General features: G+C 62.5%; 15 protein-coding genes and 1 tRNA gene. 6 read left to right on the top strand and 10 right to left on the bottom strand.

From position 1 onward, the window contains the following. The first annotated feature begins 106 nt into the window (after nt 1–106). Entirely contained in the window at nt 107–1,411 is a 1,305-nt protein-coding gene (locus tag BUS06_RS07145) for an Nramp family divalent metal transporter (protein WP_074263646.1), read from the top strand. Between the two features lie 118 nt (nt 1,412–1,529). After that, nucleotides 1,530–2,564: an alpha/beta hydrolase gene (locus tag BUS06_RS07140; protein ID WP_083611359.1), complete on the top strand. Its 1,035-nt coding sequence runs from the start codon at nt 1,530–1,532 to the stop codon at nt 2,562–2,564. A 33-nt stretch (nt 2,565–2,597) separates the two neighbouring features. Here the strand turns inward: BUS06_RS07140 and BUS06_RS07135 are convergent, their stop codons facing one another. From BUS06_RS07135 to BUS06_RS07120, 4 genes are read right to left on the bottom strand one after another with little or no spacing between them, the layout of a single operon-like run. After that, complete coding sequence (locus BUS06_RS07135) at nt 2,598–3,110, bottom strand: chalcone isomerase family protein (protein ID WP_074263645.1); 513 nt, start codon at nt 3,108–3,110, stop codon at nt 2,598–2,600. A gap of 1 nt (nt 3,111) precedes the next feature. Next, nucleotides 3,112–4,323 (bottom strand): SAM-dependent methyltransferase, encoded by a 1,212-nt coding sequence (locus tag BUS06_RS07130; protein WP_074263644.1) that lies wholly within the window; start codon nt 4,321–4,323, stop codon nt 3,112–3,114. Beyond that, nucleotides 4,320–5,183: a DUF1365 domain-containing protein gene (locus tag BUS06_RS07125; RefSeq protein WP_074263643.1), complete on the bottom strand. Its 864-nt coding sequence runs from the start codon at nt 5,181–5,183 to the stop codon at nt 4,320–4,322. Before BUS06_RS07125 ends, BUS06_RS07130 begins: the two co-directional genes overlap by 4 nt. Then, a complete protein-coding gene (locus tag BUS06_RS07120) occupies nt 5,180–6,478 on the bottom strand; it encodes an NAD(P)/FAD-dependent oxidoreductase (protein WP_074263642.1) in 1,299 nt (432 codons plus the stop codon). Before BUS06_RS07120 ends, BUS06_RS07125 begins: the two co-directional genes overlap by 4 nt. Nucleotides 6,479–6,771: 293 nt before the next feature. Here BUS06_RS07120 and BUS06_RS07115 point away from each other — a divergent pair, with 293 nt between their 5' ends. Further along, on the top strand, nt 6,772–7,656 hold the full coding sequence (locus tag BUS06_RS07115) for an alpha/beta fold hydrolase (protein ID WP_143787469.1): 885 nt from the start codon (nt 6,772–6,774) through the stop codon (nt 7,654–7,656). A 9-nt stretch (nt 7,657–7,665) separates the two neighbouring features. On the opposite strand, the gene BUS06_RS07110 is transcribed toward BUS06_RS07115, so the two are convergent. The 4 genes from BUS06_RS07110 to BUS06_RS07095 all read right to left on the bottom strand — a co-directional run bounded on the left by BUS06_RS07110 (nt 7,666) and on the right by BUS06_RS07095 (nt 10,994). Further along, on the bottom strand, nt 7,666–7,884 hold the full coding sequence (locus tag BUS06_RS07110) for a hypothetical protein (RefSeq protein ID WP_074263641.1): 219 nt from the start codon (nt 7,882–7,884) through the stop codon (nt 7,666–7,668). A gap of 180 nt (nt 7,885–8,064) precedes the next feature. Further along, nucleotides 8,065–8,154, bottom strand: a tRNA-Ser gene (locus tag BUS06_RS07105). A gap of 155 nt (nt 8,155–8,309) precedes the next feature. Beyond that, nucleotides 8,310–9,605: a serine--tRNA ligase gene (gene serS / locus BUS06_RS07100; RefSeq protein ID WP_074263640.1), complete on the bottom strand. Its 1,296-nt coding sequence runs from the start codon at nt 9,603–9,605 to the stop codon at nt 8,310–8,312. 75 nt (nt 9,606–9,680) lie between these two features. After that, entirely contained in the window at nt 9,681–10,994 is a 1,314-nt protein-coding gene (locus BUS06_RS07095) for a replication-associated recombination protein A (protein ID WP_074263639.1), read from the bottom strand. A 208-nt stretch (nt 10,995–11,202) separates the two neighbouring features. On the opposite strand from BUS06_RS07095, the gene cytX reads away from it, so the two are divergent. The 3 genes from cytX to BUS06_RS07080 all read left to right on the top strand — a co-directional run bounded on the left by cytX (nt 11,203) and on the right by BUS06_RS07080 (nt 13,657). Further along, nucleotides 11,203–12,519, top strand: coding sequence for a putative hydroxymethylpyrimidine transporter CytX (gene cytX / locus BUS06_RS07090; RefSeq protein WP_074263638.1), 1,317 nt, complete (start codon nt 11,203–11,205; stop codon nt 12,517–12,519). A gap of 316 nt (nt 12,520–12,835) precedes the next feature. Further along, nucleotides 12,836–13,129, top strand: a complete 294-nt coding sequence (locus BUS06_RS38150; protein ID WP_074265949.1) for a hypothetical protein — start codon at nt 12,836–12,838, stop codon at nt 13,127–13,129. Between the two features lie 3 nt (nt 13,130–13,132). After that, nucleotides 13,133–13,657 (top strand): helix-turn-helix transcriptional regulator, encoded by a 525-nt coding sequence (locus BUS06_RS07080; RefSeq protein WP_074263637.1) that lies wholly within the window; start codon nt 13,133–13,135, stop codon nt 13,655–13,657. Between the two features lie 124 nt (nt 13,658–13,781). On the opposite strand, the gene lolA is transcribed toward BUS06_RS07080, so the two are convergent. Together lolA and BUS06_RS07070 are read right to left on the bottom strand one after the other, a co-directional pair. Beyond that, nucleotides 13,782–14,498: an outer membrane lipoprotein chaperone LolA gene (lolA, locus tag BUS06_RS07075; protein WP_074263636.1), complete on the bottom strand. Its 717-nt coding sequence runs from the start codon at nt 14,496–14,498 to the stop codon at nt 13,782–13,784. A gap of 141 nt (nt 14,499–14,639) precedes the next feature. Beyond that, nucleotides 14,640–16,955, bottom strand: a complete 2,316-nt coding sequence (locus BUS06_RS07070) for a DNA translocase FtsK (RefSeq protein ID WP_074263635.1) — start codon at nt 16,953–16,955, stop codon at nt 14,640–14,642. Between the last annotated feature and the right edge of the window lie 201 nt (nt 16,956–17,156).

Here is a 17,156-nt window from a genome sequence, read left to right as displayed (position 1 = left end):
ACCCGAGATACCGGCAACGGGCCGCCTCGACGGCGTTCGTGATCCCCGTTGGCCGGAGTTCCATCCATAACCGCTTGACCCGGGTTGACGACACACAGGAGATGTCATGAACGAAGCCATGAGTCCAGCGGTCGTGCCGCAGACGCTGACCGAGCAGACTTGTTTCCGCATTAGCGAAGCACTCGCCGGACGCCGCCGCGGCCCGCGTGTGATGTTGTCGTTTGTCGGGCCGGCCGTGGTTGCATCCATTGCCTATATGGACCCGGGCAACTTCGCGACCAACATTCAGGCAGGCGCGGGCTACGGTTATTCGCTGCTTTGGGTGGTGGCCGTGGCGAATATCGTCGCCATGCTGTTCCAGGCGATGTCCGCCAAACTTGGCCTCGTCACCGGTCGCAATCTCGCCGAGTTGTGCCGCGAGTCGCTGCCGCGCCGTTATGTGTACGGTATGTGGGGTTTGAGCGAGATCGCCGCGATGGCGACCGATCTTGCGGAATTCGTCGGCGGCGCTATCGGGGTTTCACTGCTGCTGCATCTGCCGATGATGGCCAGCATGCTGGTCACCGGCGCCGTCACCTTTGGGCTGCTGCAGTTCGAACGCAAGGGCTTTCGCCCGCTTGAACTGGTCATCGCCGCACTGGTCGGCGTCATCGGCCTGTCATATCTGGCCGAATTGCTGATCGCACCGGTGCACTGGCCGTCAGTATTCCTGCATACCTTCAAGCCGAGCATCCCCGATAGCAACGCGCTGACCATTTCAGTCGGCATTATCGGCGCGACCGTGATGCCGCACGTTCTGTTTTTGCACTCGGGCCTCACGCAGAATCGTGTGACGCCGCGCAACGAGCTCGAACGCTCCAGGCTGCTGAAGTTTTCGCATATCGAGGTCGTACTTGCTCTCGGCGTTGCGGGTCTGATCAACATGGCGATGGTCATTATGGCGTCAAGTGCGTTTCATCAGGGTCACTCGGACATCGCCAGCATCGAGACAGCGTGGCATACACTGACGCCCCTGCTAGGTGGAGCGGCGGCGGCCCTTTTCCTTGCTGCTTTGATCGCCTCCGGAATTTCGAGCTCGGTAGTCGGCACGATGGCCGGCCAGATGATCATGCAGGGGTTCGTCGGCTTTCGTATTCGGGTTGGCGTGCGTCGACTCGTCACCATGGTGCCGGCCTTTGCGGTGGTGGCCTGGGGTGTCGACGCGACCAGGGCGCTGGTGTTGAGCCAGGTGGTGTTGAGCGTTGCGCTGCCGGTGCCGATGATCGCACTGCTGTGGTTCACTTCGCGTCGCGATCTGATGGGCGTCTACAGGAACAGCCGGCTGACGAATGTTGCCGCCGTGGTCGGTACGGTTGCCGTGCTGGCTTTGAACGGTGTGCTACTGGCTCAGGCAGCGGGAATTTCGCTCTAGCCCATATCGCCCACGCCCCGTGCAAAGGAAAACGCCGTGCGCGAGCCTGCTTGCATCCGCCGACGGCTGCCGTGCGTAGATAGTACGAAACCCACCCTTCGGACTATGACCCCCTCCTATGCCTCGACGCCTGCTTACCTTGACCGCCGCGCTCGCGTTCACCGTGCTCGGCGGCTGCAGCGGAACCGCCATGCTCAATGCCGCAGTACCCCGCCAGACGTTCCGCGCCAGCACGGCCATCCCGTACGGCAGCGACGCGCGCCAGAAACTCGATGTCTACGAACCGTTCGAAGCGACAGCGGCGGCGTCCCCGCACGGCCGGCCTGTGGTGGTGTTCTTCTATGGCGGCAGCTGGCAGAACGGCAAGCGCGGCGACTATCTGTTCGTCGGCGAGGCGCTCGCTTCGCGCGGCTTCGTCGCCGTCCTGCCTGACTATCGAACCTGGCCGGAGGTCCGGTTCCCAGGTTTTGTAGAGGACGCAGCCGCGGCAGTACGCTGGGCGCGCGACCACGCCGCTGAGTTCGGCGGCGATCCGTCGCGCATCTTCCTGATGGGACACTCCGCGGGAGCGCACATTGCCGTACTGTTGGCAACGGACGGCCACTATCTGGCCGCGCAGCAGATGAGCAAGCGCGACCTGAGCGGTGTAATCGGCCTCGCGGGACCCTATGATTTCTTGCCGCTCACCGATCCGGTACTGAAGAACGTCTTTCCGGCACCGCTGCGGGCCGCCAGCCAACCCATCAACTTCGCGAGCGGCGACGAGCCGCCGATGTTCCTCGCCGCCGGCAAGCGCGACACCACCGTCGACCCCGGCAACACAGACCGTCTTGCTGCGAAGTTACGAGCGGCCGGCGATACCGTCGAGGTGAAGCACTACCCTGTAGTTGGACACGCGCTGCTGGTTGCTGCGCTTGCCGCGCCGTTGCGGTTTTTCGCGCCTGTGCTGGCCGATTCCAGCCGGTTCATCGATGCCGAAAGCGGGCAGGCGGCGCAACGCGGCAACGATTCGACGCAAGCCACGGTATATGGAGGCAATGTGTATCCACTGAATTCACTGCATCCTGTTCATGCGGACACCGTGCGAGCCGCTTCCTCTGCGCGTGCGCCAGCGGTGGCCTCGGGCAGTTCGTCGTCGGGTCATGCGGAGTAAAGCCCGACGCGCTTCTGCGTAGATGCCGGCGCGTTATTGCAAGTCGCCAAGCAAATGCTTGCGCAGCGAAGGCGCACGTGTGGACGGATCGAGCCAGATGCCAAAGAACGCGCGCGCAAACGCGGGATCATCGAACTCGCCGGTCTCGCGCTCCCCTGCATAGAAACGCACGCCCTTGCCCGGCAGAAACACTGCGCTCAGCTCATCGCCAGGCTCCACGTCAACGAACGCGCGCAGCATATCTTCGCGCCATCGATCGAGCGTCTCCGGTGCAATCGGCGCCTCCGCCTGACGTTTGATTTCGTCGATACCCGTGTCGGCAAGCCGCTTGCCCTTGATACTGCGCGTATAGACGATATGCAGCGCAAAGCGCTCGTCATAGTCCACCGGCACGCGTTCGCTCCACAATTGCGCGCGATACAGACTGAAGCCAAATACGCGGAAATCGCCCTCGCCGACAAGCCGCGCAGACTGCACGTCGCTGCGCCAGTCGGCGCTCGCCGAAGCGGCCCACAACAGCAGCACTAACGCGACGAGCGAGCGCATGTCAACGATCCGACGCAACCACGAACTGCATCACGTCCGTACGGCCTTCATCGAAGCCTGCCTCGCAATACGCGAGATATAGACGCCATGTCCGCACGAAGGTCTCGTCGAAGCCCTGCGCGCGGATCGCCTCGAGCTGATACTCGAAGGCACTGCGCCAGCGCCGCAACGTCTCGGCATAGTCGCGGCCGAAAGCCAACGACACATTAGCCGCGAGCCCCGAGTGCTTCGCTACCGCGATAAAACGCTCCGGACTCGGCAGCATGCCACCCGGGAAAATGTATTCGCGGATGAAGTCGCTGGTGGCACGATACGCGGCGAAGTGCGAATCGTCGATTGTGATGGTCTGCACCAACGCTCGCGCGCCGGGCAGAAGGCGTTCGCGCAGGATGCGGAAGTACGTCGGCCAGAAGCGCTCGCCTACTGCTTCGAACATCTCGATCGAGACGATGCCGTCGTACTGGGCGGTCAGCATGCGATAGTCGCGTAACTCCAGAGTGACATGATCGCTCAGACCCTCTTCTTGCACGCGCTGTTCGGCGAATGCGAGTTGCGCCTCGGAGATCGTCACGCCATGCACATGAATACCCTGACGCGCCGCATGCATCGCAAAGCCGCCCCAGCCGCAGCCGATTTCGAGGATGCGCATGCCGGCCCGCAAGCCAAGCGTATCGATGATGCGTTGATATTTGGCGTGCTGCGCATCTTCGAGCGACGTGTCGAAGCGTCCGTCGAATACGGCGCTCGAGTACGTGAAACTCGGATCCAGCCAGCGCTCGTAGAAGGCGTTGCCAATGTCGTAGTGTGCGTGGATGTTACGACGGCTGCCTGAGCGCGTATTGCGGCGCAGGCGATGCCGCAGACCGTACCAGACCTGCGCGAGCCAGCCGCCATAGACGGTGCGCTGCAAGGCGCGTTCATTGCGGATCGCGAGGCGCAGGAGTGCGGACAAATCCGGTGTATCGACCCAGAATGCGCGCCATGCATCGGCAAAACCGATGTCGCCTTTGCGCAGGATCGCACCGCACGCCCGCCAGTCGCGCAGTTCGAGCCGCGCACCGGGCGACGCATGCGGATCGCCGAACACACGCGGTTGACCATCGGGCGTGATGAGTACCAGGTGCCCGACACGAATCCGCTCGAGCAACGACAAAAACAACCGGCCCGACGCAGGGGCGGATTCGCTTCCGCTCAGGGTCCTTGAAAGCGTCATGGCTGAGTCTCCTCAATCGACGAAGAATGGTGTGGGGCTCCGGTTTCGAGACCGGCTGCAAGAACGTGAGTGGCAACGCTGGCGGTGCGGCCCGGCGCAGGATGTTTGCCGTAAAACGGCACCTTCTTGAGTAAGAGCCGCAGCGCCTGCCAGTGAATGCGCGCGACCACGCCGAGCGTGAGTAACGGCTGGTGCGCGAGCGCGCGCAGCGCTGCGCTGCGCGTCAACGGCTGCAAACGGCCGGCGAGCAAAGTACGGATCAGCAGGCCGTCGGCATCGTGATAATCAATGACCACGGATGACGCGTGATGCGACTCGCGGACCTGGAAGCGATAGCTGCCCTCGACCCGGCAAAACGGCGAGACGTGCAGCACTTTGCAGCAAGTCAGCTTAGTGGATGCATCGATCGGGCCACCGCCGTCCGCAGTCAGCAGATAGCTGTGGCGCGCACCGAACGTGTTGCGCACTTCTGCGAGCAGCGCGCGCAGTGCCCCGTCACAGTCGTGGCAAAACCAGAAACTGACCGGATTGAACGCATAGCCGAACACGCGCGGAAAAGCCTGCAGCCAGATCTCGCCGTCGGCCGGCACACCGGCCTCGGCTAGTTGCGCGCGCATCCATGTGTCGAGATCAGTGCCGTCGCAAGGACCGTGGTCGCGCGCGAACAGGCTGAGCGGACCCCAGCGGTTGATGCCGAACCACCAGCTATCGAGCGTGGCGAGGCGCGCGAGATTGCAGCGCACGTAGAACACCGGGTACGTGAAACGATGATGACGCGGTCGCAACCGCTCGTGCATCACGCGGCCGACCAGAAGCCGAGCGGCGCTTTCGCGATGCTCGTATGGCGCGCTGCTGTTCATAGCTTGGCCCAAGCCGGCGAAGCGCCGAAATCGGCCGCGACGCGCAGTGCGGATTTCAGGCCGTCCTCGTGGAAGCCGTAACCGGTCCATGCACCCGCGAACCAGGTGCGACGACGACCTTGCAGCGACGGCAAGCGATGCTGCGCGTCGATCGCGGCCAGATCGAATAGCGGATGGTCGTAGACGAAGCGGCGCAACTCGGTGCCCGGCGCCGGTTCGACCACCGGATTCAACGTGACGACTAGCGGTGTGTCGAACGGCAGCGGCTGCAGCTGGTTCACCAGATAGCTGACGCAGACCGGGCGTGAACCGTCCAGATGCCGGCCGCCCAGATAGTTCCACGCCGACCAGACGCGGCGGCAGCGCGGCAACAGGTTCGTGTCGGTATGCAGCACGGCGATGTTCGGTTGATAGCGCACGGCGCGCAGTACGCTGCGTTCGGCTTCGTCGGCGTCGTCGAGCATGCGGAGCGTGTCGGGTGCATGCGTGGCCAGCACCACTGCGTCGAAGCGTTGCGGACCGGTATCGGTCAACACGTCGACCCCTTGAGCATCGCGTCGCACGCCACGCACGGGGGTGCCGATACGCACGTCGTCGAGTTTGCCGACGATCCGCCGCACGTATTCGCGGCCACCGCCCATCACCGTCTTCCATTGCGGACGGCGATTGACCTGCAGCAGCGCGTGATTCAGGCAAAAGCGCAGGAACGTGGTGGCGGGAAAGCTCAGCACGTCCGCGGTAGCGCTCGACCAGATTGCGGCGGCCATCGGCAACAGGTAGTGCTGCTGAAACGCGCCGCCGTAGCCGCCGGCCGCGAGGAGATCGCCCATCGAGGCGCCGGTCTGCGCCGCGACATCGAGATTGCGCTCAGCGCTGCCGTTAAAGCGCATGATGTCGCGCAGCATGCCGATGAAGGTCGGCGAGAACATGTTGCGGCGCTGCGCAAACACAGTGTTGAGATTCGTGCCCGCCCACTCGAGACGGCCTTCATCGAGCGAGACCGAGAACGTCATCTCGCTCGGATGCGCTTGCACGCCCAGTTCGGCGAACAGCGCAATCAGATTCGGGTAAGTGCGATCGTTGAAGACCAGAAAGCCGGTGTCGACGGGATGGACATGGCCTTCGAGCTTCACGTCCACCGTGTTCGTGTGGCCGCCGGGGTACGAACCGGCTTCGAAGAGCGTCACCTGATTGTGCTTCGACAGCAGGTAGGCGCTCGCCAAGCCCGAAATGCCGGCGCCGACGACCGCGATCCGTTGACCGTGTGGCTGTGGGTTCGAAACGGGGTGACTCATTAGCAGGTCTCCAGCTTGGAAAGGGCGCCCGTAAAAGTGGGATTTGGTTGGATTTGCGCACCCATGATCGAAATACGCAGCAGGTGTGGAATCGGATGCAGAGGCGTCGTGAAAATGGGGGTGGGGTTCGGGGAGCGTCGCGCCTGGGCTAGACGTGGGGAAAAGCTGGGAAGCTGCGTGAGTTAGACGCGGACCGGCATAATTGGCCGCTGACAGGTAAACCGGCGTGGGCGGAAAACGTGCGCAGACGTGGAAATGAAAGCGGTCAATCGGGACGCGTAAACGGTTGGCGGATGGCGCTGCCGTTACTCGGCGCGCTTGTGTTTTCCGCTGGCGCGGCACAGGTGCTTGCCGAACCAATTGGGCCAGGCAATGCGCAACAGATTGCTTTGGTAGACGGCGTCGATTTGCCGGTATTTACTTACCGGCCAAGCGGCTGCCAGCCGCGGTTTTTGCTGCTGGTGTTTCATGGCGTCGGACGCGACGGCGGTCCGTACCGCGATCACGCCCGGCCACTCGCGGACCGCGTCTGTGCGATCGTGGTGGCGCCGCAGTTCGATCGGAAGCGGTTTCCACGTGACGAGTATCAGTATGGTGGGATGACGTCCGCGTCTATTGCTTCTGGTGCTTCGGCTACGTCCGCAGCCGGGCGTCGCACCGTCGACCTGATACCGGGACTTGTGCGCTGGGCACGGGACGCAGCGGGACAAACTGAATTGCCTTATATCCTGCTTGGGCATTCCGCTGGCGCGCAGTTCGTGGACCGGGTCGCCGCCTACGCGCCCGTGCCGGCAGCGCGTGTGGTCGTTGCCAACCCGTCTACCTGGGTGCTGCCCGATACGAAAACTGCAATACCGTTTGGCTTTGACGGACTCGGCACGGATGAAGTGGAAGAGAAAGCTCTACGCGCATATCTGGCTGAGCCGCTGACCGTATTGCTCGGGCAAGACGACGTCCATCAACGCTGGCTCGCACAAGGCAAGCACGCGAGAGCTCAAGGGGACAACCGCTACGACCGTGGGACACATGCGTTTCACGCTGCAGAGGAAGTCGCCAGACGCAATGGCTGGGCGTTCGGATGGAGGCTGATCGAAGTGCCTGGGGTTGGGCACGACGCGGCGGCCATGTTCGGGTCGCCGCAAGCGGTAGAGGCGCTGGGTTTGGATGGTGGCGGCTAGGCGTGCTAGCTAGTCCCAGATATTCCGGAATGCGACAGCCACGATTACCGGTACGCACAGCACGAGCGGAATGGCGAAGTAAGGCACTTCCATATCGACGAAATAGCTGTAGACGAGCCAGCCGACCCCTGCGCCCAGCGTTGCGATGGCGACCAGCCAGGTCAGGATAGTCAGCGTCCGGTTTGACGGACGTTTACGCGAACGCTGATCGGTGGGGGGTGTTTTCATCGCAGGACCAGAGGGTTTTGTTGCGGGTCAATCACGCTCCAATTTTACTCCGGTGGGCAGACGATGAGCAGGTCGTGGGCGCGCCACGGATCGGCTTGCAAACCGTTGCAAACGAATCGCAAATCAGCCGCACAAACAAAAAGCCCTGCGGAATTTCTTCTGCAGGGCTCTTTTGAATTTTGGCGGAGAGGGTGGGATTCGAACCCACGGTACGGGAAACCGTACGCCTGATTTCGAGTCAGGTACATTCGACCACTCTGCCACCTCTCCGGCATCGGCGACGGCTTGCTAAACTACGCTCCACCACCTAAACCAAGCGGGTCGTTGCTTGGCGAAGCGAAGATTATAGAACACTTGAAACAGGTTTCCAAGCCCCTTTTCACAGAATCTGTGAAGCTATGGCCTGGAAAACCTTCGGCCCAGTTTCAGGCAGCCGAAACTTCCAGCCGCTCCATGCCGCCGACGTACGGACGCAGCGCCGTCGGCACCGTTACCGAACCATCGGCGTTCTGGAAGTTCTCCAGCACGGCGACCAACGTCCGGCCCACGGCGAGCCCCGAACCGTTCAGCGTATGCACCAGTTCAGGCTTGCCCTGCGCGTTGCGATAACGCGCCTGCATGCGGCGCGCCTGGAACGTCTCGGTATTCGAGCAGCTCGAGATTTCGCGATACGTGTTCTGCGCCGGCAACCAGACTTCGAGGTCATAGGTCTTCGTTGCAGAAAAACCCATGTCGCCGGTGCACAGCGTAATCACGCGATACGGCAACTCAAGCTTCTGCAGAATCGTCTCTGCATGGCCGACCATTTGCTCGAGCGCGTCATACGACGTTTCCGGCGCGACGATCTGCACCATCTCAACCTTGTCGAACTGATGCTGGCGAATCATTCCGCGCGTATCGCGGCCGTACGAACCCGCTTCCGAGCGGAAGCATGGTGAATGCGCCGTCAGTTTGATCGGCAGCGCGTCCGCTTCGACAATGCTCTCGCGCACCGTGTTGGTCAGCGAAATTTCCGAAGTCGAAATCAGATATTGCGTCACCGTATTTTCGGCACCGCCCTTCTCGACGCGGAACATGTCGTCGGCGAATTTCGGCAACTGGCTCGTGCCGTACAGAATCTCTGGATTAACGATGTACGGCGTATAGATTTCGGTATAGCCGTGGTGCAGCGTATGCGTGTCGATCATGAACTGCGCGAGTCCGCGATGCAGACGCGCAATCTGTCCGCGCAGCATCGTAAAGCGCGCGCCGGAGAGCTTCGCACCCGTCTCGGCATCGAGACCGAGCGGCGTGCCGACATCCACGTGGTCCTTCACCTCGAAGTCGAACTGACGCGGCGCGCCCCAGCGGCGCACTTCGACGTTGCCGGCCTCGTCCTTGCCCACCGGCACGCTTTCGTGCGCCAGGTTCGGCATGCCGAGCATCAGGTCGGACACGCGTTTCTGGATGTCTTCGAGTTGCAGCGCCGATGCCTTCATTTCGTCGCCAATGCCGCCCACTTCCGCCATCACCGCCGAGGTGTCCTCGCCCCGCCCTTTCATCCCGCCAATCTGCTTTGACAGGCTGTTGCGGCGAGCCTGCAGCTCTTCGGTACGGGTTTGCACGGCGCGGCGTTCCGCTTCGAGTGCGGTGAAAGCCGCCACGTCGAGGGTATAGCCGCGGTCGGCGAGGCGTTTCGCCACGCCGTCGAGGTCTTTGCGCAGCAACTGGATGTCAAGCATGGGGTGGGAGCGGAAGTTCGTTGTATGAGTCTGGGATTTTAGCGCACCGGCGCGGGCTGCCGACTGATCGGCGGTTCAGTTCTTTTTCGGCTTGTTCTCGCTGCGCCATTGCGCATCGAGTTCGGACAGACGCGCCAGCTTCTCACCGATCTTGCCTTCAAGACCGCGCGGCGTCGGTTCGTACCAATGCGGCTCACGCATGCCGTCGGGCAGATAGGTCTCTCCGGCCGCGTATGCGTCGGGTTCGTCGTGAGCGTAACGGTATTCGTGGCCGTAGCCGAGTTCCTTCATCAACTTGGTCGGGGCGTTGCGCAGATGCACCGGCACGCCGCGCGACTGGTCCTTGCTGACAAAACGCCGTGCCTCGTTATATGCCATGTAACCGGCGTTCGATTTGGGCGCCACCGCCAGATAGATGAGCGCCTGGGCCAGCGCGAGTTCGCCTTCGGGTGTGCCTAGGCGTTCATAGGTTTCGGCGGCGTCGAGCGCGATACGGGCGGCGCGCGGATCGGCGAGGCCGATGTCTTCCCACGCCATGCGCACGATACGCCGCGCGAGGTAGCGTGCGTCGGCGCCACCATCGAGCATCCGGCAGAACCAGTACAGCGCACCGTCAGGATTGCTGCCGCGCACTGACTTATGCAGCGCGCTGATCTGATCGTAGAAGGCGTCGCCGCCCTTGTCGAAGCGGCGCAGGTTCTCAGCGAGCGCGCTGCCGAGCAACGCACCGTCGATCTCCGTGGTCTTCTGCTGCGCCGCGGCCCGCGCGACGATTTCGAGGTTGTTGAGCAGCTTGCGGCCATCGCCGTCGGCCGAGCCGACCAGCGCATCGCGGGCCTCGTCCGTGAACGTTAGCCCGCCGAGTTCTTTCTGCGCACGATCGAGCAGCTCACGCTGCTCGTCGTCATCGAGACTCTTCAACACATAGACCGCCGCCCGCGACAGCAACGCGCTGTTCACCTCGAATGACGGATTCTCGGTGGTCGCCCCCACGAATACGAACAGCCCCGACTCGACGTGCGGAAGGAACGCATCCTGCTGGCTCTTGTTGAAGCGATGCACTTCGTCGACGAACACCAGCGTCTGATGTCCATGTGCACGATGCACTTGCGCGGTCTCGACAGCTTCGCGGATATCCTTGACGCCCGAGAGCACGGCCGATAACGCGATGAATTCAGCGTGGAAAGCATCGGCCATCAGGCGCGCGAGCGTGGTCTTGCCGACGCCGGGCGGCCCCCAGAGGATCATCGAATGGGCCTCGCCCGATTCGAAAGCGACCCGCAACGGCTTGTTCGGACCGAGCAGATGTTTCTGGCCGATCACCTCATCGATATTGCGGGGGCGCAGACGCTCAGCGAGCGGGACGTTGGCACGGGTTTCTTCAAACATGGCGTTTTGTGGATAATCTCGGCTTTCCGGGCTTGGTTCGGCAATATGACGCAAACCCAGCACGACGCGCGCCCGGCCAGCGAAACAGCCGGCGCGCGATCTGCGGCACGGTCCTGCATTATGACAGTCAGTGCGCCGCGACGAGCCTGAAGCGTGTGCAAGCACAAAATTCACGACCAAACATAGACAACGACAGGGATATCACCTGATGGCACAAGATCCACTCGCCGGCGACGCCGGTTCCACCTACGCACCGCTCACGCCGGTGCCCGACGCGCGTCGCGCGTTCCGCACCGGCGATGCGTTCGCGTTGTGGTTCTCGCTCGGCATCGGCCTGCTGGTCGCGCAGGCGGGCGCGCTGCTGGTGCCGGGGCTGTCGCTACCGTGTGCGCTGGCGGCCATCGGCATCGGCAGCGTGATCGGTGTCGTGCTGCTGGCGCTCGCCGGCGTGATCGGCACGGATACGGGCCTCGCGGCCATGTCCTCGCTGCGGCCGACGCTCGGCGTACGCGGCGCCTCCGTGCCCGCGGTGCTCAATGCCGTGCAACTGGTCGGCTGGGGCTCATTCGAAGTGATCGTGATGCGCGATTCCGCCGACGCCCTCGCCAAGCAGGCGTTCGGTCTCTCGATACCGCTCATCTGGACGATCGTCTTCGGCCTGCTTGCGACAATGCTCGCGATTAGCGGCCCGCTGTCGTTCGTACGGCGCTTTTTGCGGACCTGGGGAATCTGGCTGCTGCTGGCAGGCGCCGTTTGGCTCTCGTGGAATCTGCTTGCCAGGCACGATCTGGCCGCGCTGATGCGCCGTCCGGGCACCGGCGATATGTCGTTCGGCGGCGCGATCGATCTGGTCGTCGCGATGCCGCTGTCGTGGCTGCCGCTGATCGCCGATTACACGCGCTTTGGCCGCCGCGCCGGCGAGTCGTTCCGCGGCACGCTGCTCGGCTACGGCATCGCCAACATCTGGTTCTATGCGCTCGGGGCAATCTATGGGCTCGCCGCGGGCGGCGGCGACGCGCTGCTGACCGGTGCGCTCGCGCAAGCGGGCGGCGGCTTCGCGTTGCTGCTGATCCTGATCGATGAAGTCGACAACGCCTTCGCCGATATCCACTCGGCCGCCGTCTCGACCGGCACGTTCTGGACGCGCGCAACGGTGCCGCTGCTGTCCGCGGCGTTCGGTGCGCTCTGCACGGCGATCGCACTGCTCGTGCCGATGGCGAAGTATCAAAACTTCCTGCTGCTGATCGGCTCGGTGTTTGCACCGCTGTTCGGCGTGGTGCTGGTGGACCACTTCATCGTGCGCAAACGCCGAATCGAGGCCGCCGCGCTCGCCGATCTGCAGGGACGTTACGGTTTCTCGGGTGGCTGGCATCTGAGCGCCTTCATCTCGTGGGCAATCGGGATCGCCGCGTATCAGGCCATCAATCAATGGCTGCCAAATCTCGGCGCGACCTTGCCTGCATTGGCAATCGGCGCCCTCTGCTATTTCGTCATGGTGTCGACACGTAAAACGGAATACGCGTAAGCAGAAGCCATTCGACGATTCGACGGCCCGTGCAAGGCGGGCCGTTTTCGCGTCTTCCCGCCCTCCGTCTGTGCCTCCACTCGCAACCTCTCCCTCGACTTTTACGTTCGTCCTATGGCTTCCGGCGGAGGGGCATTTCTATTGCGAAATCCACGCCTGAATGATGTAGTTACTATCTGGCATGCATATTTTCGAGATAGATTTCCTCACCACTTAACACTTCCGAAAACGAATCGCCGACATATCTCGAGCATGCCTACATCCATTTGGTTGTCACTTGACAACCAGATTCAACGAACTTATGATGAGGCTATTGATGATTCGAGGGACACACGCAAAGAAGGAAGTTGAAGACGCACTGGCCTATGCCGAAGCATCCGGCTGGCGCATCAGCAGCGGTGGCAAAGGGCACGCCTGGGGAAAAATGTACTGTCCGTACAACGACTCGGAATGCCGGTGCGGAGAGTTCTGCATCACCAGTGTCTGGAGTACGCCTAAGAATCCAGGGAATCACGCTCGACTTCTCAAAAGGGTAGTCGACAATTGCACGACACACCGGCAAAAGCGCGTGCCTCAAAGCACGAACAAGAACGCCGAAAAGCAGGAGTAACAGATGGAATACGACTTCACCTTGAAATACCAGCTCACAGCAGCCGACAGTGACCACGACGAGATCGTGGAACGTCTGGCGGAAGCAGGATGCGATGATGCAACGATCGGTATCGGGCAGCCGGGGCGCATCGCCCTTGTCTTCGCTCGCGAGGGTACCAGTGCGCTTGGCGCGCTGATGAGCGCGCTCGCGGACGTGAAGCGCGCCGTGCCGTCGGCCCGCCTTGTCGAAGCCGCGCCGGACTTCGTCGGCCTGACGGACGTGGCCGACGTAGCGGGTGTCTCGCGCCAGAACATGCGCAAACTCATGCTGAGCCATACCGCCGATTTCCCCATCCCGGTCCACGAGGGCAATCCATCGGTCTGGCATTTGTGGGACGTTCTCGCGTGGTTGAACACGCGAGGAGGTTATGACATCAAGCCGGACGTGCTCGAAGTGGCGAAGTCAGCCAAGCAGGTCAACCTCGCGAAAGAAGCGCGAGAACTCGAGCCTCTGGTCAATCGACAGCTCGAGAACCTGGTTGCGTAAGGCCTGGGCCATCCTAAGTGTTTGACAGGCCGATATTCCGCGCCAAATGGCAGATACCCAATAAAAAGGCCGCGCAAACCTGCGCGGCCCCGGGCAATACCCGACCAACAGCTGCGATGCGCGCTTAGCCGTTGATCACATCCGCGCCCTTCGGCACGGTGAACTTGAACGCATCCGCGGGCAGCGGCGGATTTTTCTGGATGTTCGAGAAGGTCAGCAAGGTTACGTTGCCGAACACGTCGTGTAACTCCATGGCTTGCAGATTGCCGTCGCGAAAACCGATACCCACGCTTTGAAACTGCGTGTCTTTGGCCTTCGGAATCAGCTCGAGCCAATCGATCCCAGCCTTCACACCCGCGTCGCGCAGCGTGAAATTCTTGTCCAGGTCGTTGCTGCCGAACAGGATCGCGGCAGGGCTAGCGCCCAAGGCACCCCCAAGCGGGCGCACCGTAACCTGATTCAGATCCTTGTCGTATACGTAGAGCTTGTCGCCGTCTGCCTGCAGAATCTGTTGATAGGGTTTCTCGTACGACCAGATGAACTTGCCTGGTCGCGCGAACACAAACGTGCCGCTGGACGTACTGTTTTTCGGCATGACCTGCACAGCGTCGCTCGCGCTTTGTGCCTTGCTCGGCGCGCGCACTTCCTGCTGCACGAAATCGCCGCGCGCCGAATGCACCTGTGAAACAAACGCCTTCAACTGCTCGGTTCCGCTCGCGAATGCGTGTTGCGCGACCAGCAGCGACGCACCGATCGCGACGCGGCCAATCCCGCGCACGAGCGTTCGAACCAGATGTCCGAGACGGTCAGGGTGGGCGCGGTGCCCAGCGTATTGCTGCATATCATTCTCCGTGAATTGAATCGGACCGGCGACGGGGTGGCGACGCGCAAGGTCAGCGTCGCCGGCCGTCTATGTTGGGGCGTGGGCCACTTGAATGTTCATCTAAGATGTTCCCTAAGCGGACCACGCGGGTGAGGCCGCCTACTCGGCTTCGCGCGCCGGGGTGAGAATCTCGCGATTGCCGTTCGACGACATCGCGGACACGAGCCCGGATTGCTCCATCTGCTCGAGCAGGCGCGCTGCGCGGTTGTAGCCGATACGCAAATGCCGCTGCACCAGCGAAATCGACGCACGGCGATTCTTGATAACGACTTCCACCGCCTGATCGTACAGAGGGTCCGACTCGCCGCCGCCCGCGCCAGTTCCCTCGGCGCCTGCAGATCCTTCGTCGCCGTCGCTGGTCACTCCACCTTCGAGAATGCCCTCGATATAGTTCGGCTCGCCCTGTTCCCGGAGTTTCTCGACGACGCGGTGCACTTCCTCATCGGACACAAACGCGCCATGCACGCGCACCGGCAGGCCGCTGCCAGGCGGCAGGTAGAGCATGTCGCCCATGCCGAGCAGCGATTCGGCGCCCTGCTGATCGAGAATCGTCCGGGAGTCGATCTTCGACGACACCTGGAAGGCCATCCGCGTCGGCACGTTGGCCTTGATCAGGCCGGTGATGACGTCGACCGAAGGCCGCTGCGTCGCCAGAATCAGGTGGATGCCGGCCGCCCGCGCCTTCTGCGCGATCCGCGCGATCAGTTCCTCGACCTTCTTGCCGACCACCATCATCAGGTCAGCCAGTTCGTCGATTACGACCACGATATTCGGCAAGCGCGTGAGCGGTTCGGGTTCGTCCGGCGTCAGACTGAACGGATTCGGCAGTTTTTCTTCGCGCTTGGCCGCTTCGTCGATCTTGTTGTTGTAGCCGGCGAGATTACGCACGCCAAGCTTGCTCATCAGCTTGTAGCGGCGCTCCATTTCCGCAACGGCCCAGTTCAGCGCATGACCGGCCTGACGCATGTCCGTAACCACCGGACACAGCAGATGCGGTATGCCTTCGTAGACGCTCATTTCCAGCATCTTCGGGTCGATCAGGATCATCCGGACCTGCTCGGCGCTCGCCTTGTAGAGCAGCGAGAGGATCATCGCGTTGATCCCCACGGACTTGCCCGAACCGGTTGTGCCGGCCACCAGCAAGTGCGGCATCTTGGCAAGGTCGGCGCACACCGGCTTGCCGCCGATGTCCTTGCCGAGGCCCATGGTGAGCGGCGAAGCAGCGTCTGCGTACACAGCCGAGCCGAGAATCTCGGAGAGGCTCACAGTCTGACGGCGCTGGTTCGGCAACTCCAGCGCCATGAAATTCTTGCCGGGAATCGTTTCGACCACACGGATCGACACCAGCGACAGCGACCGCGCCAGGTCCTTCGCCAGATTAACGATCTGGCTGCCCTTCACACCAGTGGCCGGCTCGATTTCGTAGCGCGTAACAACCGGGCCTGGATAAGCCGCCACCACACTCACTTCGACGCCGAAATCCTTCAGCTTCTTCTCGATCAGACGGGAGGTGAACTCGAGCGTGTCGGGCGAAATGGTTTCCTGTGCGGCCGGCGCGGGGTCGAGCAGCGAGATGGGCGGCAGTGTCGAGTCGCCTGGCAGATCGGTAAACAGCGGCACCTGACGTTCTTTCTCGACGCGCTCGGACTTGGCCGGCGTGACCACCGGCGGCACGATCATGACCGGCTCGTGCTCTTCGATGCGCACGCGACCCTGCTCCACCTTGCCCTCACGCTTCACGGCGGCGGCCTCGCCCAGCTTGCGGTCGCGGCCAGCCTCGCGGCGCAGACGGGCAAACGTGACGGCAGAGATGATCGATTCGCCGACCCGTTCAGCCACGGAAAGCCACGAAAAACGAAAGTACAGCGATAAACCGATGGCCAGCGCCACGATCAGCGCCAGCGTGCCGCCCGTGAAGCCGAGCGCGTGCGAAACGCCCCGAGCCACCGCCTCACCGATCACGCCGCCCGGCGCGCGCGGCAACTGCACCTTGAGGGACCACATGCGCAGCGCTTCGATGCCGTCGCTAGCGAGCAGGACCAGAACGAAAGCGAATACCTCGGCGAGCCAGCTCGCATCACGTGGCTTGTCCTCGTTGAGTTCTTCGTGACGGGTGATGCGCCGGTAGTTGGCCGAGATGCTGCGGCCGAGCAGCACCACCCACCAGTAGGCGGACAGGCCGAACAGCAGGAGAAGAATATCGGAGGTCCAGGCGCCGACCCGGCCGGCCCAGTTGGCTATACGGTCGACCTGGGCAGCATGCGTCCAGCTCGGGTCGTGCCGGCTGTAGCTGACGAGCGCCATCAGCAGGAAAACGCCAAGCGCGACCTGCAGGATCCAGCGGATTTCGGTGAAGAGGCGCGACATGCGGTGGGGCAATGCCTGCGCGCTCGCGGAATAAGGAGCTTTTGCCATTGATCCTGTTGCGGGTGCGGCCCAAATGCGCGCCCCCAGGCGGTGCTGGGCGCCCGGTCGTGGCCGCCGGGTCGTTCGATCCGGGCTATTGTAAACGTAGTGTCGCGCACAAGGCTGTAAATGACGGTAACTGCTGCCGGGCAGCGTGGTTTTCGGGCCAAAACTGCCGCAACAGGCTATCGGAACGATCAGGAAGCTTCA

This window comes from Paraburkholderia phenazinium (genome assembly GCF_900141745.1).
Taxonomy (GTDB): Bacteria; Pseudomonadota; Gammaproteobacteria; order Burkholderiales; family Burkholderiaceae; genus Paraburkholderia; species Paraburkholderia phenazinium_B.
The sequence above is the reverse complement of the archived record's forward strand: the minus strand, read 5'-3'. Positions and strand labels throughout refer to the sequence as shown.